Source organism: Okeania sp. SIO2C9 (assembly GCF_010672455.1).
In the GTDB taxonomy this organism is placed as follows: domain Bacteria; phylum Cyanobacteriota; class Cyanobacteriia; order Cyanobacteriales; family Microcoleaceae; genus Okeania.
This window is the reverse complement of record NZ_JAAHGO010000001.1, coordinates 155,275-179,102: the sequence shown is the minus strand read 5'-3', so window position 1 is coordinate 179,102 and position 23,828 is coordinate 155,275. Positions and strand designations below refer to the sequence as shown.

General features: G+C 37.6%; 17 protein-coding genes, 1 tRNA gene and 1 pseudogene. 7 read left to right on the top strand and 12 right to left on the bottom strand.

The window, feature by feature from the left end; translation table 11 throughout:
- Window positions 1–215 precede the first annotated feature (215 nt).
- Window positions 216–1,001, bottom strand: coding sequence for a hypothetical protein (locus tag F6K23_RS00720; RefSeq protein ID WP_293149563.1), 786 nt, complete (start codon window positions 999–1,001; stop codon window positions 216–218).
- A 1,084-nt stretch (window positions 1,002–2,085) separates the two neighbouring features.
- On the opposite strand from F6K23_RS00720, the gene F6K23_RS00715 reads away from it, so the two are divergent.
- Window positions 2,086–2,170, top strand: a tRNA-Ser gene (locus F6K23_RS00715).
- Window positions 2,171–3,353: 1,183 nt separating this feature from the next.
- On the opposite strand, the gene F6K23_RS00710 is transcribed toward F6K23_RS00715, so the two are convergent.
- The 3 genes and pseudogenes from F6K23_RS00710 to dxr all read right to left on the bottom strand — a co-directional run.
- Window positions 3,354–4,871 (bottom strand): site-2 protease family protein, encoded by a 1,518-nt coding sequence (locus F6K23_RS00710; protein WP_293149561.1) that lies wholly within the window; start codon window positions 4,869–4,871, stop codon window positions 3,354–3,356.
- 356 nt (window positions 4,872–5,227) lie between these two features.
- Window positions 5,228–5,728 (bottom strand): tetratricopeptide repeat protein, encoded by a 501-nt coding sequence (locus F6K23_RS00705; RefSeq protein WP_293149786.1) that lies wholly within the window; start codon window positions 5,726–5,728, stop codon window positions 5,228–5,230.
- Window positions 5,729–6,883, bottom strand: a pseudogene (gene dxr / locus F6K23_RS00700) (1-deoxy-D-xylulose-5-phosphate reductoisomerase); the annotation flags it as partial.
- Between the two features lie 1,244 nt (window positions 6,884–8,127).
- Here dxr and F6K23_RS00695 point away from each other — a divergent pair.
- Window positions 8,128–8,988, top strand: a complete 861-nt coding sequence (locus tag F6K23_RS00695) for a sulfotransferase (RefSeq protein ID WP_293149559.1) — start codon at window positions 8,128–8,130, stop codon at window positions 8,986–8,988.
- A gap of 650 nt (window positions 8,989–9,638) precedes the next feature.
- Window positions 9,639–11,186: a DUF2079 domain-containing protein gene (locus F6K23_RS00690; protein WP_293149557.1), complete on the top strand. Its 1,548-nt coding sequence runs from the start codon at window positions 9,639–9,641 to the stop codon at window positions 11,184–11,186.
- A 353-nt stretch (window positions 11,187–11,539) separates the two neighbouring features.
- On the opposite strand, the gene F6K23_RS00685 is transcribed toward F6K23_RS00690, so the two are convergent.
- A complete protein-coding gene (locus tag F6K23_RS00685) occupies window positions 11,540–11,776 on the bottom strand; it encodes a hypothetical protein (protein WP_293149555.1) in 237 nt (78 codons plus the stop codon).
- 417 nt (window positions 11,777–12,193) lie between these two features.
- On the opposite strand from F6K23_RS00685, the gene F6K23_RS00680 reads away from it, so the two are divergent.
- Window positions 12,194–13,087: a hypothetical protein gene (locus tag F6K23_RS00680; RefSeq protein ID WP_293149553.1), complete on the top strand. Its 894-nt coding sequence runs from the start codon at window positions 12,194–12,196 to the stop codon at window positions 13,085–13,087.
- 552 nt (window positions 13,088–13,639) lie between these two features.
- The gene (locus F6K23_RS00675) at window positions 13,640–15,112 is read left to right on the top strand and encodes a DUF2079 domain-containing protein (RefSeq protein WP_293149552.1); all 1,473 of its coding nucleotides are present in this window, start codon (window positions 13,640–13,642) and stop codon (window positions 15,110–15,112) included.
- 415 nt (window positions 15,113–15,527) lie between these two features.
- Here F6K23_RS00675 and F6K23_RS00670 read toward each other — a convergent pair whose 3' ends face one another.
- From F6K23_RS00670 to F6K23_RS00665, 3 genes are all read right to left on the bottom strand, one after another.
- Complete coding sequence (locus F6K23_RS00670; RefSeq protein WP_293149550.1) at window positions 15,528–15,755, bottom strand: hypothetical protein; 228 nt, start codon at window positions 15,753–15,755, stop codon at window positions 15,528–15,530.
- A 386-nt stretch (window positions 15,756–16,141) separates the two neighbouring features.
- Window positions 16,142–16,336, bottom strand: a complete 195-nt coding sequence (locus F6K23_RS41335; protein ID WP_367267572.1) for a type II toxin-antitoxin system VapC family toxin — start codon at window positions 16,334–16,336, stop codon at window positions 16,142–16,144.
- A complete protein-coding gene (locus F6K23_RS00665) occupies window positions 16,330–16,587 on the bottom strand; it encodes an AbrB/MazE/SpoVT family DNA-binding domain-containing protein (RefSeq protein ID WP_293149548.1) in 258 nt (85 codons plus the stop codon). The genes F6K23_RS41335 and F6K23_RS00665 overlap by 7 nt, the downstream gene beginning before the upstream one ends.
- 235 nt (window positions 16,588–16,822) lie before the next feature.
- Here F6K23_RS00665 and F6K23_RS00660 point away from each other — a divergent pair, with 235 nt between their 5' ends.
- Window positions 16,823–17,548 (top strand): Uma2 family endonuclease, encoded by a 726-nt coding sequence (locus F6K23_RS00660; protein WP_293149546.1) that lies wholly within the window; start codon window positions 16,823–16,825, stop codon window positions 17,546–17,548.
- A gap of 126 nt (window positions 17,549–17,674) precedes the next feature.
- On the opposite strand, the gene F6K23_RS00655 is transcribed toward F6K23_RS00660, so the two are convergent.
- The 3 genes from F6K23_RS00655 to F6K23_RS00645 all read right to left on the bottom strand — a co-directional run bounded on the left by F6K23_RS00655 (window position 17,675) and on the right by F6K23_RS00645 (window position 20,539).
- Window positions 17,675–17,854: a hypothetical protein gene (locus tag F6K23_RS00655; RefSeq protein ID WP_293149544.1), complete on the bottom strand. Its 180-nt coding sequence runs from the start codon at window positions 17,852–17,854 to the stop codon at window positions 17,675–17,677.
- Window positions 17,855–17,952: 98 nt separating this feature from the next.
- Window positions 17,953–19,035, bottom strand: coding sequence for an RNA-guided endonuclease TnpB family protein (locus tag F6K23_RS00650; protein WP_293149543.1), 1,083 nt, complete (start codon window positions 19,033–19,035; stop codon window positions 17,953–17,955).
- An 85-nt stretch (window positions 19,036–19,120) separates the two neighbouring features.
- Complete coding sequence (locus F6K23_RS00645; RefSeq protein WP_293149541.1) at window positions 19,121–20,539, bottom strand: hypothetical protein; 1,419 nt, start codon at window positions 20,537–20,539, stop codon at window positions 19,121–19,123.
- Window positions 20,540–20,732: 193 nt separating this feature from the next.
- Here F6K23_RS00645 and F6K23_RS00640 point away from each other — a divergent pair, with 193 nt between their 5' ends.
- The gene (locus F6K23_RS00640; RefSeq protein WP_293149539.1) at window positions 20,733–21,125 is read left to right on the top strand and encodes a CU044_2847 family protein; all 393 of its coding nucleotides are present in this window, start codon (window positions 20,733–20,735) and stop codon (window positions 21,123–21,125) included.
- A gap of 259 nt (window positions 21,126–21,384) precedes the next feature.
- Here the strand turns inward: F6K23_RS00640 and F6K23_RS00635 are convergent, their stop codons facing one another.
- Window positions 21,385–23,595: a phosphoketolase gene (locus tag F6K23_RS00635; protein ID WP_293149537.1), complete on the bottom strand. Its 2,211-nt coding sequence runs from the start codon at window positions 23,593–23,595 to the stop codon at window positions 21,385–21,387.
- Between the last annotated feature and the right edge of the window lie 233 nt (window positions 23,596–23,828).

The window sequence follows — 23,828 nt, the reverse complement described above, 5'->3', positions numbered from 1 at the left end:
TCTTTATTTCATAAATTTTCTTCCCTGTTGCCTGTTGCCTGTTGCCTGTTGCCTGCTGCCTATTTTGTGTCTTTATTTCATAAATTTTCTTCCCTGTTGCCTGTTGCCTGTTGCCTGTTGCCTGCTGCCTATTTTGTGTCTTTATTTCATAAATTTTCCTCCCTGTTGCCTGTTGCCTGTTGCCTGTTTCCTGTTGCCTATTTTGTGTCTTTATTTCATAAATTTTCTTCCTTGTTGCCTGTTGCCTGTTGCCTGCTGCCTGCTACTGCAAAAAATCTATTCTTTTTCAGAGATGTCTTTTTATTTTTCCACATTCTCTTTCCAGCTTTTGTTAAATTCTCTAGAGAAATTTCAGTCAAACAAACCAATTCATCGCCATTAATATGACAAGGATTCTTGTTGTTAAAAAAGCTAATATGAGGGTCATTCAATCGTTCAGGAGGTATTCCTTTTAAACCTTCTTTCAGTTGATGGGGATGAAGAAAGCGAACTATTCCGGTTTCTCGATCGTAATTTTTGCCAAATTTTTTAGCTGCCAAAAAATCGATTAAATCTTGAATTTCTTTTGGAGTTTCCCGCTCGAATCTGGGATAAAATTCTTGCCAAAACACAGGTAAAAACCGATAAGTTCTATATCCAGAACAAATTAACAACCAATACAATTTCCCTAAAGCAAACTCTTGACTCAATAAATCTATCGCCTCGATCCAAGCTTTAGATAGTGCAGAACTAGACCAAGCGGAAGGGTCTACAATTGTATCTCCCGAATAAACAACCGATATCGTTTCTCCTTTAAATTCAGTATTGTAAATTAATAAAGTAGAAAAACCTTGCAGTTGATGAGAATTTTTATCTTTGAGAAGAAGTATCCAATTTTTCTCTGCTAAATCTTCATCAAAAACATCTCTTTTTACTCCTACAAAATGAGTCGAAAGAAGTAAATACATCTCATTTTTTTGCTGAGATGATAGCTCTTTGTTGTTAATTAATTGTGATTTCATTGTTCTTTTACATAAGAAACTTAAAAGTTATTCGTTAAGCAAAGCTGGACGTAGCTAATGACAATACACAATCATTCAATTCAAGCTTAAATCAGTAGGTGATTTGTCCAAAATTCAAATAGTTATATCATGTCCGGTTGAACAGTTATAAATAAATAACGGCGTAGGAGTCAGGAGTCAGGAGTCAGGAGTCAGGAGGGAAGAAAGAAGAAGGAAGAAGAAGAACTGGATTTGAAGGAGAAAGTTTTTTATCACGCTCTTATCCGGACATGATATTAGTCTAAAATTCAACATAATTGTCATTAACCAGACTCATCTTTTCTAGTTATAACATTTTCACCTCTATCAACAATTATTTGCTGATTTCTTATAATTCTAGGTGTATAAATTTATAAACACGATAGTAGAGTGACAGTCTGTACAGATACACAAGCGATCGCTCTGATTTTGGCTTTTTCAAAACGCTGAAATAAGCTTTGAGATTGACAAGATAACATTGTAGGAGTAGACAGTTCAAAAACTGTACTACAAAATTGAGTGTTGCTGAAAAGTAATGATAGTATTATGTCCGGTTGAACAGTTATAAATAAATTACTCAGGAGTCAGAATTTCCTACGGAATGCTCCGCAAACAGAATTCAAGAGGAAAGAAAGAAGAAGAGAAGGAGAAAGTTTTTTTATCACGCTCTTATCCGGACATGATATAAATGTTCCAAATTGAAATGTCCAAAATGTAACTCCACCAAAACTAGGAAAAACGGCCATCGTCATATCAAATCCGGTAGTATTAGTGTAATTAATATGTAGCATTAGTGTAATTAAGATAGTGAATTAGAATTCAGGAGTCAGAATTCAGGAGAGAAGAGAATTCTGAATTATTTGGGCTTTGGGTGAAGATGGAACATTTTTTTATACCGAATAATAGCGGATTTGATATAACCTATTTGCCTAGTGCTATAGATTAAGAATTTTTTACAAATCAATCATATTAGCTATATAATATGAGAATGTGTATTTTCTGAAGATCGAAATTTAATTATCATTTTTGACTTTGAAATTTTGACTTTTGACTTTTGACTTTTTATGGAGAGGTGGCAGAGTGGTCGAATGCGGCGAACTCGAAATTCGTTGAAGGGTGACTTTCCGTGGGTTCGAATCCCACCCTCTCCGTTTAAGTATAACTTATGGACTTGATATAAAATCGGTTTATTCCGTATAAAAAAATGGGTGGTGGTGCATTGTCATGGTCGTGCATTGCATTATTTTTGTTACGAGGTACGGCAGTGTGAGCATCTTGCTCCCGTGCCAAGCTTCCCTTGTTCCTTGTATACCATTAGTATGCAGGACTACCAAAAAATGTTCTCTTCACGAGCGCCATTACCAAATCTTTCTAGATATTCCCCTCTTGGGAGCAGGGCTAATTTTTTGCCTGGGGAAAATATGTGCGACTCTATATTTTTAGTTAACTAATCCTAGGAAGATGTACGAAATTTCAAAGGATACAATTTTTCTAAGCGTGACAATAAATTGACCCTACCTCTTGGCAGGGGTTAGGGGTGGGTCTCCACACTCTTTATCTGTAGGAGAACGCGGTAGTTATTCCTATTTTTGTTATAAAGGCGCAGACATTTATTTATAGATCCCCTAAGCGTATCTTTTACATTGATTTTCCTTTCTACAACATTCGCGATCGCGCTCACTATACTATCTTTTGGTTGAATAAAAAGTCATGGGTATAGCCGAACAACCCCTTATACTTTATAATATATCACAAAAATTGTGAGGATGCAACCGAAATTCCTTTGGCGCGCGATTTCTTAGGAGCTTCCAACAATGAAAATGTTGGTAATTTTCCACTAAACTAAGTAAGGAAGTATAGATCGATCCGGAAAAATCTGATTTTAATCTGAAAAGTAGAGGAATAAGGAAGCATTTTTCAATCTTTTTCCTGTATAGCGCTGTGCGCAGGCAATAGGCAACAGGCAACAGGGGGGGGATAAAAAGCTGATAATATAAGATTTTAGCTATTGGACACCTCCTGTAATTTGTAAATATGCCAGCGCACATTGCTATATTACTTCTATTGCACTCCCGACTAGTAACTCAAAAACTTAATCCCAGGCAAAAATACCAAATGGGTTCTATAAATGCGGATTCGACCCCGCGACGACGTTTTGCTACCGCACAACTGGTGTTCACGCTGCGCGACATGTTTAGGCAGTATTCGGAAGGAAAAAGCTTTAGTTCCTCTGAAAGAGGCTAGTCGAAAGCGGTCGGAACCAGGCAAAGTTTCGGCTCCATGGGAATGCCGACTCCTGTGTTTAACTTTTAACTTTTAACTTCTGACTTCAACTTAACCACCTATCCCTAAACGACCAGCTAAAGCAGGAGTTAAAGGAAATAAAGTAGCGATCGCCATAAACAAAGCGAACAAACACAAAGTAGCTCTTAGATCGTCAGGTTCGATTAATTCATTTAAACAAGGACGTTCCAAATTTCGCTGTAATACCAAAATAATAATCGCCCAATATAATGCTAAAGGATTAACCAGAGAAGCAATGACTAAAACTACAAAAGTGAAAAATGTTGCTCTACCTGCAACTTTCCGAGCATAAATTGCCTGAATAATTCTACCGCCATCCAACTGACCCGCAGGCATAAGATTTAGCGCTGTAATGACCAAACCCAGCCAACCTATGATTGCTAGTGGGTGAACATCTACTATATTTTGATTTACCGCCGAACCTAAAATCACCCGTGCTAAAGTTCCCACTAAAACAGAAGCTCTGAAAAATTCGGATGGCATCTGAAACATACTACCTTCGTGGGAAAGCAACAAACCCACCAATAGCATTGCCAAAGAAAGTATTCCTCCAGCAGCAGGTCCAGCAAAAGCTACATCAAACAGCACTTTCCTATTCGGTATCGCTGACTCGAAACGGTTAACAGACCCAAAACTGCCAATTTGCCAAGCTGGGAGAAAAAATGGCCAACTAAAGCGAACATTGTGACGTTTTGCCAAGATTTGATGGGCGACTTCGTGAATACCTAAAACTGCACATACACCAAGTGCAATGGGTAATGCTTCTGGATACCGTGTGGGTTCGTTGAAAAAGTCAAACCCTAATAACAAACCACCTGCTTCAAAACTGGTAGCAATAGTAGCGATCGCCAGCACAACTGCCAGAATTTTTTGGGATGTAGTAGCAGGTTGAGGGTCATTTTTGCTTGGTAAAATGATGACTACTGGTTTAGCTTCAGGACTTTCTATGAGGAATAGTCGGTAGCGATCGCCTAGTTTTTCTTTTAAACTTACTGATAATTTAGTATAGACTTTTTCTACATCTCCCCGTAAGTTACCTTTGAAAATAGCTCCTTCTTGATAAGGAATAGTTTCGGTGGTGAAGAAAGTATCGATACCAAAAATATCTTTGATTTTCTGGAGGTCTTCACTAGGAATAGGGAGAAATTCTGGAGTTTGTTCTTTTTGTGGTTCAGTGTTTGCTATTTTATCCTGGGTTAGTTGAGTTTCTTCTTCATTGCTAGATAGTTGTGAGGAGTCGCCGAGGGTTTTGAGACCGGGTTGGTTTTCTGCATCTTTAGCTGCTATTGTTCGTAGCTGTCGTCCCAAATATATGTATAATCCTGTACAAGTTACGAGCAAAAATAGAACAAATACTAAGTTAAGATAAATTCCGGCAGCAAATAGAGCAAAAAATAGTAGCCAAGGTGACATTAATACTACTGATTGTAACCAGGCTAGAATGCCTACTCTACCATAAGGTCTTGCTCTGTTGTATCCCCACCCGAGAATTCCCAGAATAATTAAAGCGACTATTACTGTGGTTATGTTTTCAGATATGTTATACATAATTGTATGTGCAATTCAAAAGTCCAAGATGGAATGAAATAGATTTTATATTATATTTTTGCGAACAAAGGAAAGAATTTTCTGATCGAAATTCTTTGTATTTCATACATAAATTTTCAGGAGTTTAATCAAAATTTTTCTCACTACTGTAGCTATTTAAACAGTATTTTATTAATTAGGTTTCAATCTGAATCTGCCTAAGTATTTTTTTTTGGAAAATCTGTTGAGCTGATTAATTTGTTACCGAAAAATTCAGGTATAAAGCGCTCTCCATTCATAGAGAAAAAAGAAAAAAAATTCTTTGTTCCAATGCTCTTAATTTATAAGAAGAGGTAATTCAAAATTCAAAATTCCGATCACTCTTGCATAAATTTTTCTGTCGTTCCTGTATCAACACGAACATAACTACGATGTTTGGCAGATGTATAATTTGGGTTGAGTCTAATTGCTTGATTATAATCAGCGATCGCCCCCCAATTATCTCCTACTTTTCGCAATACATTTCCCCGTCGATAATAAGCTTTTGGATGAGTCGCATCTAATTTAATTGCCTGGTTATAGTCATCAATTGCTCCTTGATAATCTTCTAATTTTTCTTTAACATCACCTCTATAAATATAAGCATCTGAGTTACTTTTATCTATATCTATTGCATGATTAAATTCTGCCAAAGCTAATTGATAATTTTGTTGCTCATATTCTACTAATCCCTTTTTATAAAAATCATTAAATCCTAGCTGATCATTTTCACTTTTTATTTCTGTATATGCATCATATTCGATTTTTTTTTCTTCTGCATTTGCTAGCTTTTCTTCAACATTAACTAATACATTTTTTAGAGAATTAGCTACTATCAAGCTTCCAGCTACAGCCTCTTTTCTTGCCCATTTATCTGTAGCTAAAATATCATCTAGACTAGGATTTTTCTGATAATCTGACTTATGCTTTTCACATACATATTCAATCAACTTAGGAATATCCAAAAAAGGAATTTTTTCTTCTAAAAATAATGCCACAGCCTGTTCATTTGCGGCATTCAAAGCCGCCGGCATCGAACCACCTATACGACCTGCAGTATAAGCCAATTGAATACAAGGATATTTCAAATTATCGGGTTCCTTAAAAGTCAAACTACCAGCTTTAACTAAATCTAATTGTTTCCAATCAGTATAAATCCTTTCCGGCCAAGATAAAGCGTAAAGTAGAGGCAAACGCATATCTGGCCAACCCAACTGAGCTAAAACAGAAGTATCTTGTAACTCAATTAAAGAGTGAATTATACTCTGAGGATGAATCACTATATCAATATTTTCATAATCTAATCCAAACAAATAATGAGCTTCAATAACTTCCAAACCTTTATTCATCATCGTGGCAGAATCCACGGTAATTTTACGACCCATTGACCAGTTAGGATGTTTAATGGCATCTGCCACTTTGACTTTTGATAATTTCTCAATTGGCCAGTCTCGAAAAGCACCACCAGAAGCAGTTAAAATAATTCTACGTAAACCCTCTTTAGGTACACCTTGAAGACATTGAAAAATTGCTGAATGTTCTGAGTCGGCAGGCAACAATTTTACTCCGTGTTCTTCAATTAAGGGATTAACAACTGGGCCTGCTGCAATAAGTGTTTCTTTATTTGCCAAAGCAATATCTTTTCGGGCCTCAATAGCGGCAATAGTAGGTAATAAACCAGCACAACCGACAATACCTGTTACTACAGCTTCTGAATTACCATATCTAGCAACTTCGATGACACCATCTTGGCCTGCAAGCAATATGGGTTGAGGTGTCAGGTCAGCAATGGCCTCTTTTAACTCTGTAAATTGGGACTCATTGTTAATAGCAACAATTTCAGGGCGGAACTGTCGTACTTGTTGGGCTAACATTTCTACGTTGCTTCCAGCAGCTAACCCAATAACTCGAAACTTATCTGGGTTTTGAGTAACAATATCTAAGGTTTGAGTACCAATAGACCCTGTAGATCCCAAGATTGTAATTGCTTTCATATTTTTTTGAGAAATTTGTCCACAATTCCACTATACGATTCATTGGTTATTTTGTGTTAAGAGCAAGGTTGCCAGAGTAATAGATTTTAGTTATTTAGATTTTTAATATCAAAAGAGAAATCATAATTTTGCTGACAAATTATCCCAGATTAATCCAGCATTAGATGTACTTTTCTCTAGATATTCCTGTTTCTGAATTTTTTTTTACTATTGGGACTTTAGCAAAAAACGCCAAAAGTATTAAACCCTTGCTGTATAATACTTTAACGTCAAAATAGCCTATTTCTTGATATATCTAGTGCAGGATGGCGGAAATAACTGACCAGTTACAAAATCCCAAAACAATTACAAATCAAAAATGATTGACTGTCAGATATGCGTCTTACATTCTGAGGTGTCCTCAGAATTACGCACTCGATGCATGAATTTTGACTTTTAACTTCCGCGTAGCGGCACTAGGTTTTCCTGGGTCATGCTACGCAAAGAGCAATTTTTAGCCTGAGTTTCGTATTTTCCTTGCTACCGTTGAGTTGGAAGCCATTTTTACCATCAAAAATATCAAAGTCCCGCTATGAAATTTTCCTAATGCAATAGTATCAAGCTATTGACACTCTCACCGTATAAATCTAAAGATTATAATGGGAGATTGTTGCGAGTGCTGACGCAACGCTAGGCGTTTTCGTTGCGGAATGCTGCGCAAACATGTCGTGGAGGGTTAACGTTTGTGGTAGCATGACCTTAGGAAAGTTGTGCGCCAGCTAAATATAAATTCTTACCTAGGCAACAAATCAAACAAGTTGAGTTGTACCCCCACAATTACTGCAATTATGTTTTCTATTCCTGCGAAATGCTGCGCAAACAGAGAAGAGAGTTTCTTTAAGAATATGATTAATATCTATTTCTTGCTGTTTAGTTGACAAAAGTTTTGTACTGGTAAGTTAAAGTAATCAAAGGTTGAAAATAAAACATTAATAACTTTGATTGATTCGCTACCGCTCAATTAATTTGCTGATTTAAATTCGCATTGTGGCTGTCTAGCGTGCCTTTACCAAGCAGTTTATACGTCCCGTATCACCGCTAAATCATAGATTATAGCGGGAGTCCTCTTTTAAGATTTCCTGATAGTATCAAGCTAATATACTAGATATAATATAAAAATCAAAACTGATATAAAAAAACTTAGTAATGCTTGGCAGCTTTTTCTAAATAAGCTATTATAGAGCAAAAAATTATTACTGTGAAAAATGAGTAATTTAATCAAGGAAATACGTCAATCTATCCGATTGATTAAAAATGACATGATTCATAAGTATTATGACTTGAGAATCAATCAAGTTGAAGACCCATACCGAGCAATGTTCAGAACGGAACCATACAAGTTCATTTTTATTCTCAGCCATATGCGTTCTGGTTCTTCATTACTAGCTAATATATTAAGTTCTCATACAGAAATCTTAGGATATGGTGAAACTCACATTCAATATGCCTCTGAATTTGATTTGAATAAATTAGTATCTAAAGTGTATCGTAAAACCCAAAATATTCGCAATTTGCAAGACTTAAAAAGTTTGAGAATGAATCATAAATATATTCTCGATAAAGCTTTACATAATAAGATTTTTTTAGATGAAAAATTGTTAACTTCGGAAAATTTATATAGTATATTTCTCATCAGAGAACCAGAGAGAACAATAGCTAGTATTCTCGACCTAAAGCCACACTGGAGTGAAGAAAAAGTATTAACTTATTATTTAAATCGCTTATCAACTTTAGAAAGATATGCAAAGTTAATCAATAGCAAAGAACGTACTTTGATGATTTCCTACGATCAACTACTGAATCAGACGGACTTAGTTTTTGATGCTTTAAAAAAAGTCCTTAGAACACAATCAGAATTTTCGGAGGAATACAAAGTAACGAATAAAACAGGAAGACCTGGAATAGGTGATTCTAAAGAGAATATCAAAGCAGGTCGTATTGTCAGAAACCCTAGAAAATTAGAACAAAAAATAACTCCGACATCAATGGCAGAAGGGATTAAGCAGTATGAAAATTGTGCTTTAACACTTTCTGAGTATTGTAAATTCGTGAAAAATCCCAACTAATACCGTTTCACCCCCTTTGGGAGGAAGTCAAAAGTCATGCATTAAGATTTTATAGAGTTTGAAACTATTTGTAAAATTATTTTTTCAAATTGGTATAACCTGTTCAAAACATTAGTAAAAAAATCATGGGAATACTTGTTGAAAAAGAGCGAAAAAATAAGATTTAACTTACATTCCGCACTTCAAAACCTAGTATATAAAGATAAGTAGTCAGGTAAGAAAGCTGTCAAATTGGCGACGTACAGTCAGGAGAGAGTAGTAGTCGCCAATAACTCAAAATAAATTCATTATTTATACTTAATATTTTCTTGATAATTTGACTCTTACCGAAAAATTGTGGTTTAAAGCCTCCCCTTTTAAGGGGATAATAAGCGGTCGTTTGCGCAGCATGACCTAGGATGGGATGGCGAGGAGACCTCGCCATATCCAATCGACTCCTGTGAAAAAAAATTTTCATGAATTTGTCAATCCTCTTCTTTTCAAGGAGAGGTAATTATTCATTATTCATTATTCATTATTCATTATTAATTGTTGAAAAAGGCCAATAAAGATAATTTACGCGATATAAATACTTAGAGAATCGCTAGTTTTTGTCCTTTGTGCTACTTTTTATTTGACAAATTGACTTGCGGAATGTGGGATTTAAAAATATGATGCTTTTTCCACCACCTGTTGTGAGTAGGATAATAATTGTTGCAGCTTTGATTTTCTTTCTGTGTAGTAGTTTACGCCACGCATTGTTCTATTCTACTGGTTTTGACTTAGGTATTTATGACCAAGTTGTATATTTGATTAGTCAAGGAGAATCTCCCATTTCTTCTTTTTTGGGGTATCACCATCTGGGGAATCATGCTGCTTGGGCAGTTTATCCTCTGGGATTATTGTATCTGATTTATCCTAATGTACACTGGCTACTTTTAGTACAAGCTATATGTTTGGCCTTGGGAGCGTGGCCTACTTGGTGTTTGGCCAAACAGGCGGGTTTAAATCAAGAACAAGCAGTAGTGATCGCTATTTCTTATCTCTTTTACCCAGTAGTTTTTAATATTAATTTATTTGATTTTCACCCAGAAGTTATGGCGTTGCCTGCTATTTTAGGAGCAATTTTAGCTGCTAGACTGCAACTTATTTTCTGGTTTTGTCTGGCAATTATTTGGGTGTTAGGTTGCAAGGCAGTTTTATCATTAACTGTAGTTTTTATGGGTGTTTGGTTACTAAATTTTGAAAGGCGGAAGTTTTGTGGTTTAGTTGCTCTTTGTTTAGGTATTTTTTGGTTTGTGGTTGTTACTCAAGGAATTATTCCTTTTTTCAGTGGTGAAGAGGTAGCTGGAGTAGGGCGTTATAGTTATCTGGGAGATTCTGTTGTAGGAATTATGATTAATATTTTGCTACAACCAGGAGTAGTGTTAGGGAAGATATTATCTTTTGAAACTATCAAATATATTTGTCTGTTATTGTTACCTGTAATTTGGGGAATATTTCCTCTAATTCAGACAAATCAGACTATTTTGCCTCATCTTATCCCTCTCATTCCAACTATTCCCACAATTGTGTTGAATGTGTTGTCTGAAGTATCATTTCAAAGAAGTTTAAATTATCAATATTCATTGCCAGCGATTGGTTTTTTATTATTATCAGTAATTTCCTGTTTAGCAGCAGCTTCAAAAACTGAAGAAAATCATATTTCATTAGATTCATCTGGGAAAAGAGAGTTAGAAATTCCCAAATTTAATCTGAGATTATCAGTACCAAATTTTCAAGCTCCTAAAATGATTATTTTGTGGTCTGTTTTAATGTTTTTCTTGCTTGGCAATGTAGCAGATTTATTTTTATATTGGCAGAGTTTGGATACTTGGCAAGCCACAAAAAATGCAATTACTTATGTCAAAACTGAAGGAGGAGTGCTCACAGATAATCGATTAGCACCTCATTTTACTCATCGTTCAACAGTAAAATTATTAAATCAAACAAAGCCAGATAATTTAGATGAATTTGATTATGTAGTTTTGAATTTACGTCATCCTTGGCCGGATACTGAGGAGACAGGTATTATCCTTTCTCAAAATCTTCAAAATAACCAAGAATGGGAATTAAATTATCAGGAGAATGATGTACTGGTATTTCAGAGGGAAGAAGGAGGAAAAATTGGTAGTGCTGCAGCCGTAATTGTAGGGAAAGATAGGGAGATAAGGAGATAAGGGGATAAGGAGATGGGGAGATGGGGAGATGGGGAGTGGAAAAAACTGTGAGTAAGAAATAAACCGAAATACATCCTCATTATTTTAGTAAGCATTCAGCCGTTAGTGCTTCCCTGCGGGATGCTACGCAAACAGGGTTCAGCTATTGCTTTTAGCTCTATATAAAAGCTTTAGTAATTGAGGCAGAATTTATACTTACTATCAAAGTCTGCTTTAAAGTCTATATTAATTTAAACCCCCTCATCAGAGCTGAGAGCTGACAGCTAATAGCTGAATGCTTCCAAAAATCATTACCACTCAGCAACGCCTAAAAAATTACCGACCACATTGCTGCGATCGGCTCCTTTGATTTTTTATTCTTCTTCGTTTGTGTCTTCTGGTAGTTTTTCGACCTGCTCCAACAGTCTAGCTATTTCTTTTTCTAGAGAAACTGTTTTATTTAGAAATCCAGCTTTGGCTGCCTGGCTTTCTGTCAATCTTTTCTCCAAATGCTCGTTATGAGCGTTCATGTAATCTAATGCTTCTGAAACTACTTCCCGAAGCAGGTCAAGGATTCCCCCAATAATCCTATAGATTGTAGTTCGTCCCACGCTTGAACCCACTTCTCCAGCAGCTCGCTTTGACTTGTATTCAATGCCTCTGCTATCTCCTTCATTCTTTCCTTTGTTTTAGGAGTTACTGACAGATTTAATTTGTCTTTCCTGATTCCGTATTTCGGTTTTCCGGCCATATATTTTTACGTCACTCATCTTTTGGGTACAAAAATATTTTACTTAAACCTCTTGACATTATATTATACGTAAGTAATAATAATATTAAACAAATACGCCAAAAATGTTCGGGAGGTGACACCCAACGAAGCAGTTCAAACAGTTAAAACCTAGTACTTAACTGAAGTAGCCATACTTATTTTCAGTGACTATCTAATCTATATCTTTCCGGGTGAGGCTTTTGTCTACTAATTTCACCCCTTTCTTACCCCTTTTACCCCTTTTTACATCTTTCAAATGTCTGGAATCTTTGACACATTCGGTTTTGCCAATTGCTTTAGCCCCGACGATCTGCCTGTTTGGGGAGAATATATTTGGTATTCTTACGAGGATCTGTTTCTCTGCAACAATGTCCCAGACCTCGAATTACAAATAGACCGTGTAGAACAAATATGGACTAAAGCTAGCTATTCTTATATACAAGAAGGTATGGCTTATAGCATCATCAAAGTTTATAAGCTCTACAAAAAATTAGGATTTAAAGACTTCAAAGAGTACTGCCTGAAACGAGTCAAGAAAACAGCTTGGCGAGTCGAACACATTATCAAGGCAGCTCAAACAGCTTGGAATTTGATGGTTGCCGGGTTCAACGAACTTCCCAGCAATGTATCTCAAGCCTACGCTTTATATGAACCTTTAGTGAAGAAAGGCTGTGACTATGACGTTGAAGACGCTTGGAAAAACATACTTTGTCGCAGTCAAGAAGAAAATATGGCCATTACTGCGGGATTAATAGAAGCAACTGTTAGTCCTGAGAAAAAGAGAAAAAGGTCAAAAATTAAACTGCCTGAAGAGGTGATGGCTTTACTCAGAAAAAAGGCCGAAGAAAAAGGTCAAAACCCTGAAGATTTGGCAGCCGAAATTATCAGCGAATATTTTGCGGTAGAACAAGACTCTGAGCCAGATACTGAAACAGTAGCCGAGCCAGAGTCTATAGACGATTTAAAAGGGTGTGTGTCAAAAACGCCTGAGATTAAAGCCTGGGAAATTGATTTACAGAACTTAGTTCAGGAAAAATATACTAATAAATCCAACTTTGAGACAACCGCAGACAGTTCCGTAATACCGGGAGGATGTCAATCAGATGGGGATATCTTCTCTGGAGGCCAAGTACGGCGACCTCCGACTTAGAGGTACTTAGGGCTTGCTGAAAAAATTGGTTGGTGGGGTAGGACACGGGGACGCCGAGACGCGGGGACGTGTGGGTAACAGGTAACGGTTTCGGCAATTTTATGTGAAAAAATTTTCTTGAATTTCAGCAGAAAATTTCAGTATTTTGAGGCAAAACTAGCCAATAACTAGGAGATAAATTGAATATAAAGAGCTTCATTACCTTAGCGATCCTGACTTTTAACTTTATTCAGCAAGCCATACTTAGAAGCAGGCTTACTTTGAATATACTTATGGACTTGGTATCAGTTATAGCGCTGTGCGCAGGCAACAGGTAATAGACAACAGCTCATCTGGGGAAATAAAAAACCGATAATATAAGACTTTTAGCTATTAGACAGTTCCTGTAACTTGTAAATATGCTAGCGTAAATTGCTATATTCAAAATTTGCTTACTTGTTTCTTCTTCCTTCTAAATAGAAGTACAGTCAGAAAATATTACTGAATATTGTCAAACTTAGACTCAGTTGCTAAAATTTTCTTCCTTCTTCCTTCTTACTTCTTACTTCTAAAATGCTAATTGTCAAACAACTAAAATCTGCTCCTCTCTCTACAATAACAATCATTGCTGCCATAATTTTATTTATATGTAGTAGTACACGTCATTTATTATTTCAATCTACTGCTTTTGAAATGGGAATTTATGACCAAGTTACTTATTTAATAAGTCAAGGTTTACCCCCTATTTCTTCCTTCTTAGAAGTACATCATTTAGGTAATCATGCTGCTTGGTCAATGTATCCCGTGGCATTACTTTATAAAATTTATCCTTCAGTTTATTGGTTATTACTAATACAAGCTATTTGTTTAGCAATAGGAACAATACCTACCTGGAGTTTAGCGCGTCATTCTGGCTTAAATAAAAAACTTGCTTTTGCTATGGCAATAGTTTATTTATCGTACCCAGTAATATTCAATCTCAATTTATTTGATTTTCATCCAGAAGTAATGGCATTGCCAGCAATGTTAGGGGCAATTTTAGCAGCAAAATTAGATAAAACTCTTTGGTTTTGTATAGCTATTATTTGGGTTTTAGGTTGTAAAGATGCTTTATCTTTACCAGTCGCTGGAATGGGTTTTTGGTTATATTTCTATGAAAAAAAACGACTGTGCGGAGGAATAGCTTTATTTGCTGGTACAGCTTGGTTTATTATTGCTACTCAAGTACTAATACCTTATTTTAAAGATGGTCAACCACCAGGAGGAGTCGGACGTTACCGATATTTAGGAGGCTCCATACAAGAAATTTTACTGAATATTTTTTTAAGACCAGAACTGGTGTTTGGCAAATTAATTTCACTGAAAACTCTAGAATATTTACTATTACTAAATCTGCCCGTAATTTGGTGGCTGGCTCCTAAATATTTAACTCCTTTAATAGCAGCTTCTCCCGTTTTGGCGATGAATATTCTCTCTAAAGTTGATGCTCAACGAGACTTAATTCATCAGTACTCTTTACCAATATTACCTTTTTTATTAATGGCTGTAATTTATGCTATTGCTGATGGAAAATGTGGTTTATGGTATTGGCTATGGAATTTACGCCGACATCAAATAGATAAAGCTGAAAATATATCTACAATTGTTAGCGATCGCTTACCAAAATTTATTATTATTTGGTCTTGCATCGGATTTTTAGCTCTGGCTAAATATGGGTATTTTTGGTCTATTTATTTAGATTATCTAGATACTTGGCAAGCAGCACGAGAAGCAGTGGCTTTAGTTAATACAAAAGGTGGTGTTTTTACTACTTCTGAAATTACGCCTCATTTAACTCATCGTCAGTTCATTAAGTTAATTGTGGAAGAAGATAAATTACCAACAAATGAAGCATTAGATGAGTATGATTATGTGTTGGTAAATGTACGTCATCCAGGGTGGAAATGTAGTCAGGAATATTCGCGAAAATTAGTAGATAAACTCAAAATTAATTCAGAATTTCAGCTTAGTTACGAACGGGATGATGTTTATTTGTTTAAAAAATAGGTATAGCGCTACGCACAAGTCAAAAGTTAAAAGTACAGTACTTACGCAAATTCACCTTGAAAACGCCATATGTAGGGGCGAATGGCATTCGCCCTAACTGTGTTTAGTGTACATGCGTAAGTTCTGAAGTAATCTCTGAGTGAGTTTTAAATGCCCAAATGCGTGGAGAGCGATCGCCTATTACCATTATATTTAAACTATTTAACTGGACATAATATTATCAGGACTTAGGCAGTACAACGTATTTTCGTCATTGCGACCGACAGGGTTGGCGGAGCATTCCGGGACGGAAAGCCATCTCAAATCCTAATTTTTCGTACCTCATGCGTAAGTCCTGATTATTTAATTCATGCTACTCTAAAAAAATAAAAGCATAAAATAGGGGGTTAACAATATTATGCGATCGCCGTAAATTTTATGTCGGTACTTCTACTAATTTTGCTACTTCTTCACCAAGACGTATGAAATGGTTAGGATTTAAAGTAAGTAACCGATCTACCTCTACTTTAAAAACAACTTGAGCAATTAAACCATCGTAAATTCCACCTCCTGTTAAATTAAAATTTACCATTTTATTAATAACAGTTTGATAATCTTCAGTAGAAAGAGAAATTAGGCGTTGCTGATTCTGGGTATGATGCAAGCCCCCCTAACCCCCCAATTTTGGGGGGAATAAAACTCTAAAAGTCCCCCTTTAATCCCCCTCCCGTCCCCCTTGGAAAGGGGGAAGCCAGATGTTGCTTCGCTTTTTGTTGAAAGGGGATTTAGGGGGCTTGAGCAGAACCAAACAATCGCGCATTCATACTTCAATTCAGCAACGCCAGAAATTACTTCAAATTCTGCTAAATTTTCTCTGATTAATTGTTGTGAAAGTTGTGGGGAAACAGCAGGTTTTATAGGAAGGCGAGTTAGAGGATATCTGAAAAGTTTTTTGATACTGAATTTTGCCCCCCGAGCAAGCCAACTTTGGGGGGAACAAGAGTCAATTTGCTTGCTCTAGTCCCCCAAAATTGGGGGATGCGCGGGGGCTTAGATGTAGTAAATGGGACTTCTCAGACAACCTCTTAAAACGGAATAGAGTTCTGCCAAAGTATGAGTGCAAATTATTCCTTGAATATTTCCAGATTTAACTTTTTTTAATCGTGAAAGACAAGCTGAATGTTTAGGATGATTAGTCCATAATGCAGCGACTAAAACACTTGTATCAAATAAAGCTTTTACCACGATGTTAATTCATTAATTCTTTCTGTTCTCAGTTCATCAATAATTGTTTCTGGATTAGATATTGGTTCAGCTTTAAAGACTAATATTCCATCTTCATAGTAGGTTTCTAATTCTGGTTTTAAGGGTTGAAGAATAAGTTGATCATTCTCAACTTTTAAGAATAACTTAGTTTGATTGTTAATTCCTAATTGTTGGCGTATTTTTTCAGGGATTTCGATACGACCAAATTGATCGACAGTGAGTTGTTCCATATTGTAATTATCTGCTATAACCTGCATCTTAAACCATTAGAGTCCAGTATTAGACTGACACAGCTAAAACTGTGCAGAGTGCTGTTTTGGTATAATTATTATAGCAAGGTTTGAGAATTTTTTCCTAATGCAACATTTAAGGTGTGTCAGTCCATTAGGGTGTGTTGTGTAAGTCCTGATATTATTTAATCCATGCTACTCTAAAAAAATGAAAACATAAAATAGGGGGCGAACAATGACTACAGAAACATCTCCCAAAACCGAGTTACCAACCGAAGTAACTCCCGACTGGGAACCACCCATGCCACCTACAGACTTAATCTTTGATGATGGAGAACTCTTGGAAAGCAAACGTCACCGTATTGCCATGAATTCTCTGATTAATTCCTTGTATCAACATTGGTCACACCGCAACGACTTTTTTGCAGGTGGCAATATGTTTATTTATTACAGTAGCACTCAAGCGAGAAATCGTGATTACAAAGGTCCTGATTTCTTTGTGGTTTTGGATGTTGATGGCAAGACAGATCGTCAAGGATGGGTGGTTTGGGAAGAAGAAGGTCGTTATCCAGATGTGATAATTGAACTCACATCTGCTTCAACTGCTAGTGTAGACATTGGCAAGAAAAAGGATATTTATGAGCAAATATTCCGCACCCCATATTATTTTATCTTTCATCCATTTGACCCGAACTCATTGCAGGGATGGCGTCTGGAAAATTCTAAATATCAGGAGTTACAGCGGAATGATAAAGGATGGTTGTGGTGTGAGGAGTTAGAGTTATGGTTGGGTACTTGGGAAGGAACTATTCTGCAAGAGTCGGCAGTGTGGTTACGATTTTATGACGAGCAAGGAAATTTGGTATTATTGCCAGGAGAAGTAGCTGACCAGGAACGTCAACGGGCTGAAAGTCTGACTGCTAAACTAAAAGAGTTAGGGGTCGATCCTGATTCTGTCTAATAGATCCCCCCTGCTGCCTAAAAAAGGGGGGAAGCCCTCAAATTCCCCCTTTTCGGGGATTTAGGGGGATCGTAAATGTATCTCATTTTTATGGGAAATGCTATAACGGCAATCTTGACATTTTCCTTATTCTCTAGACAAACGTTGTCTCTCCCGAAATTCCGCTTTGGCTTTATCGTTCCAACCTGCATACTTGAGACAAGCTTCTGCTGCTTTATCATGCTTAACGAGGTCAGGATGAAATTGTAGTTGATCGCATCCCTCTTTTAACAAATTTTGCCCATCTAAACTGAGCCACAAATGCAAGGTGTTGTCCCCACTGCTCTATAAAACTGATACAAACGCCACATAAAGTGACAATCTGATGTTTACTTCCTGCTTCTACTGAGTCCGTCGGCGGTTACTCATCCACAGACATTCACGGTCGAGCCGACCGCATTTCTCAAATTTATACTTGCGTTTAAATCTCTATCTATCGACAGGCCACACTCTGGACAATCATAAGTCCTTTGATTTAATGGCATATCTTGGACGTGACCACAGTTAGAACAAGTCTTTGAGGATGGAAAAAATCTATCTACTACTACGAGATCTGAACCGTACCATTGGCATTTGTACCCAAGCTGTCTCCGAAATTCATAAAATCCTTGGTCTGCTATTAATTTAGCTAGCTTATGATTGGCTAACATTCCGCGAACATTCAAATCTTCTATGACAATAGTGCCGTGGTTTTTGGCTAAGTATGTTGTCAATTTATGAAGTGTGTCTTTACGGATGTTTGCTACTCTTCTATGCAATGCTGCTATCTTTAGTTGTGCTTTTCTCCAATTAGCTGAACCAATTTTTTTATTGCGGTTCAGGTATTGTAGTCTAGATAGCTTGCCTTCAAATTTCTTGTAAGATTTAGCTCCTTCAAATACTTCTCCTGTGCTTAAAGTTGCTAAAGTTTTTACTCCTAAATCTACACCCACAACTTCAGTCTTTTTAGGTGTTGGAGTCGGAGTAAATTCGTAGCAAAAACTTAAGTACCAATCGCCAGCTTGTCTACTAATAGTTATTTTTTGAGTTGTTGCCTCAATAGGTTCATAAGTTTTGACCCAACCGATAAAAGGTAATTTATGATTCCATCCATTTAATTCTATGGGTCTTCCAGAATTATCAATTGTAAAAGAATCAGACCTACCTTTTTTCTTAAATCTTGGATATTTACTTAACCCTTGAAAGAAGTTCTCAAATGCTTCACCCAAGTTGATAAAAGCATATTGATAGACTTTAGATGACAAGTTTTTCATCCAGGGATAAAGAGGTTTTGTGTGATTGGTAAAAGTTTCTCTAAGCTTAGGAATATTTGGTTTATAACCATTTTTATAAGCAGCATTCCATAAACTTAAACCCCAATTATAACACCATCTGCTATAACCAGCGTGTTGAGCCATCAGGGTTTTCTGTTTGTTATTCAGTTTGAGCTTGGTTCTGATGGATTTCATGTATGCGTACTGGTGGTCTGTTTAATAGTATGCTTTTTAAGGTATTGTATCAATTAAGTCAATGCTTCTACTAAGAATCTTTTTGTCATCTGGACCAAGGGAGGCCAAGACATAACTTGCATGACTTTCTAATTTCTGGAGAAGTATCTATTTTTCGGGTAGTACATTCAATTGTAACTCCGCCAAATGCATCAAAGGCTATCGAAGTGATGGCACCCACAAGTGTCATAACCGCTAACAATTTATTTATGTTACGTTGCTGAATGCTGCGATCAATAAATTCCTTCCCCAAAAAAGACAGCAAACCTAACTTTTCATAATTCCCCAAAAAATTCTCTGCTTCCGTCAACTTTGACCCCACAAGCAAATCATCCTTCAATTTCCTTTGACTTTCCCACTCTTCAGCCGCCATCTCAATCTTACGCTTGATTCTAATGACATCGCGGTTTTCACTCACCCAACTCCGCAATAGACTCCAGTGACGAATCAATGCTTCATGTGCCACATCCACCACTGCTACTCTCTCCACTCCTCCTCCTTTACCTACCATTTCAGTCGTAACAACCAACTTTTCATCAGCCAACTTCTGAACTACAGTCTCAATCAGTTTTTCTCCATAACGCTGATTAACTAAATTCGGCTGCAATACTCTTCTGCGGGTATCCTCTGTACCCTCTCCCAACTGAGTTAGTTCCAGAAAAATATGTCGCACCGCTGCTTTTTCCTCTTCATCAAATCCCTCATACACCTGATCAGCACGTTGACGCCATGTACCCATCACACCACCCAATTGCACATAAGTCTTGAGTCGCAAACAATTATCTGTTCTTTCCTCCCACAGTCGTGTCAGTGTATATTGTAACAATGGCAGATACCCTGGAGCATCCGCTACATCTGCCAGTATTTGTTCCACCAGTGCTGGCTCAATTTCCAATTCTACCTGTTTTGCTGGTTCGACAATGGCTTTTCTTAACTCCTCTTCGGACATTCCCATGACAACAACACCATGTTGCTGCATAAGTTGTGCGAGTCCGCTATATTCCTGTTCAATACATTTACTAAAAAAATATGCCCGCATTGTCAACACTAAACAGAGTTTATCGGTTTTCGGTAAAGCATCAAACAAGCAGGCAAAAAACTCCTGACGTTCTGAGGTATCCTGACATAAGGTAAAAGCTTCTTCAAACTGATCAACTACCAGCACCACTTTCGGTGTATCCGCCACAGAAATTATTTGTCTCAAACCTTCAGAACCCTTTTTTATCAATTCCTCAGCTTGAGCTAATTGGGTAGCGCGTTCGATATCGGATAACTCAGAATCTAAAAAAGCGAGTGCTAAAGAATTTAGGGGATGTTCCCCAGGTTGAAATATTTTAATCTGCCAACTTTCACTACCAGATAACCGCCTTCCCAACTGTAACTGATATAACAATCCTGCCCTAACAACACTAGATTTACCACTACCCGAAGCACCCAAGACAGCCAGAAAATTACCAACACGCACCTTTTCTAAAGTGTTATATGGAATCTGGCTGAAGAGTCGTCATTGCGACGATAGGAAGCAATCTCCGCGCACCCGTATCTATTGCTTCCTTCCACTCCGTTCCAGTCGCAATGACTTGGGTATAGTGATTATTCGGATTCTATAATTACCATTATATTTTTGGTAAATACTTTAACTCAAATTATACTACATTATGACACAATTAACCCCAATTCAACTAGAGGACGGTACAACTATTTATATTGAAGCTACAGAAGGTTTGGACATTCCTGTGGTAGACAGTCCAAAAAAGGTAGTAGAAAAATCTCTCAGAGGCAAGGGTGCAAGTCCTGCTGAAAAATTAAAACAGCAACTAATACAACACGCCCAAACAATTGAAAGTACGATCCGGGGTTATACTATTATTGGCTTAAATGCTTTTAAGAAAAAGAGAATACCCAATGTAGAGAAAGTAACCCTAGAATTCGGCATTGAATTGGGTGGAGAAGCTGGCATTCCCTATGTAACTAAAGGTACTGCTAAAAGTAATCTCAAGGTGACAGTTCAATGTTCGCTTCCTGAGCAAGTTGAAGAAACAACATTATAGCGGTTTTCAGCAAGATGGAACACACTCTTAATATCATGTTCTGTTGAATACTTACACTTTGGAAAAAGTAAGGCAGAAGGCAGGAGGCAGGAGGTTTTCTCCCATTGTCACCTTAATTTTATACACAAATGATGCTACCGGATATGATATAAAATCTTACTTCTTGACTTTTGAATGCATGACTTCCGCGTAGCGACATTAGGGTGTTGGGTTGCGATCAACGCTTAACCCAACCTACGACTCAGATTAACTCATCATCTCAATGTACCAACTCGATCGCTCGCTTAGTCAAAGTCTCGGCAGTTAAACCATTAAAAGCCATCACCTGACCAGCACTGGAAGCAGTCTCTCCCCGACGCCAAGCAAAGGTATCCCGCTTAACCTGACTCCGTAACATTATCGGTTCCAACATCAAACTTGCGCCACCAGTAACGCCAATTAAAGCATCACCACCAAATAACTGCTCAAAACCAGCATCATCTAAAAATCCGCCATCAGCTTCAGAACAAGTATCCCAACCTGTATCCTGGGGACGGTACAAACGGCGGGGATTAATCACCGAGACTATGCGCACCCCAATACCTTCAGTTTCCAAATAAGCAGCAGCTTCAAATACAGGAATTAATGGCATATCTCCCACTACTGCAAACACAACTGTCCGGTCTCCTGCAACTTCTTGGAGAACAACAGCACCATCCCGCAACCCTTGTCTTGTCTGTTCAAAAGTAGTCCGAATTGGTAGCGGAGATTTACTTGCAGTGATTGTTATACCCTTATTCTTGGTTGTCAGCGCCCACTCATAGCAAGCTTGAATACTGTTAGCATCGGGTGGGAACAGGGCAAACACATTCCCATTGCGCATCATCGCTGCAAAATAAGCCTCAATTTCTGGGCGTTGGTGCGTCCAACCGTTGCGCCCCTGCTCTAATGCTCCCGCAGTAAATAATGTAATTGTTGAAGGAGTAAGGTGACGCAATTCAGCCATTGCTTGGGTGACAGTCTGCCAAATAGGTACGCCGTTAATAGCAAAAGATTCATAGGAACACCAAACTGTCCTCGCTCCCATCAATGCCAAACCCGCAGCCATTCCCGCACAAGCATCTTCGCTCAAAGGTTCATAAACCTGACCTTTCGGGCCTTGGAAATAAATGTCGTCGGGGGTGGGGTGAATAATTTTCAATGCCTGGTTAACATTGTTAATTCCCGATGCAGCGTTACCATCCGCATTTGTCAGCAAGAAATGAGGGTCTTTTTGACCGACATGAGCTATTAATGCTCCCATTGCAGTTGTGGCAACTTTCGGATCTCCAGCAACGGCAAATTCTTCTAGAGGTAGTTGACCTAATTCTGCTAGCGGGTATTCAAATTCAGTGACAACTGTTTTAGAAGCAGGACCCCCACCAGCACGTTCGCAATTTTTCCGGACTAATTCCCAACCTGCTACTGGTAAAGCACGTTCTTTGAGAGCGTCGATCATGTGGGGACTGTCGAGAGTATCTTTAGGATAGAGGTTATGAGATTTTGAACCTCTAGCATGAACCCCTGTACCCTTAAGTTGTTTGATAATAAAAATGGTGAGTTTGCCGCCGAGAGCAGATTTTGCAGCTTTGTCAACATTTTCTAATACAGCTTTGGTAAACTCTAAGCGCTTTTCAAAAGAGAAAGCACTGCTATCTATATAATCACCTCCTTGGTTTTTGTCGTCGAAGTCTTTAGCATCTACCAGTATTACTTCTGCAAAACCGTTACCTTTCCAATAAGCAATCATTTCTTCATTGGTTTTGGTAGATACCATACTATGGTGTTCTTGACTGTAACCATTCCACACTAATACTGGTAAAAAGTTGGTAACTTCAGGATAAGCAGTATTAAAGTGTGCCATGGCGCTGACTGGGTATGGTTCGCCCATACCACCATCTCCCATGGTAAATGGAAATAGAGTGTCACGGTGTAATAATGCTGCTGCCATGGCGAAGTGTTGCCCTTGACCTAGTGGCCCCGCAGGGTTTAAAAGTCCTGGGATGTAGCCAGATAAGTGTCCGAGAAGTCCGTGCATTTCCCGGAAGCGATCGCGCATTTGCTGTACTGTGGAAATTTCCATGTCTTCTAGGGAGCGGTCTAGAAATGCAGCGCTATAAAAACCGGGTGCATGATGCCCGACTTCTGTCATAATATTTTTGTAGCCTAACATTACCAGTGCTGCATAAGCTTCAGCTTGACTAGCAAAACCACCTGGGTGTCCAGATGCTTTGCTACCTGTGACTTGTAGCATTAGGTAACGGAGTGCATCAGCATAGAGGAGGGTTTGATATACGCCAGTAGGGTCGCTTGGTGAGGCGATCGCTTTACTTCCTTCTGCTATTGCTGGAGTATTACCGTGGGTCTCAAAATCAGGCCAAGCTTCTCCAAAGTATTGGATACCTTCGCAAAAATCTGGAACTGTTGTTGGTTTTGGCGTTGTTGCAGTCATAGAAATTTATCTGTATTTTTATCTCTTTAATTTTCAGTTAACAATAATTTAACATCTACGGGGATCGATGTTAATTTCTTTTACTTTGGATAGTAATAAGCTCTAGCAATATTTATCAACTTATATCTAAATTGAAAAAAACTTAACAGTTCAAATTATTAGAAAATAAAAAAGATAACTAGATAAGAATATGACTCCGACCCAACTACCAATGTCAAAAGCTTATACTCTCA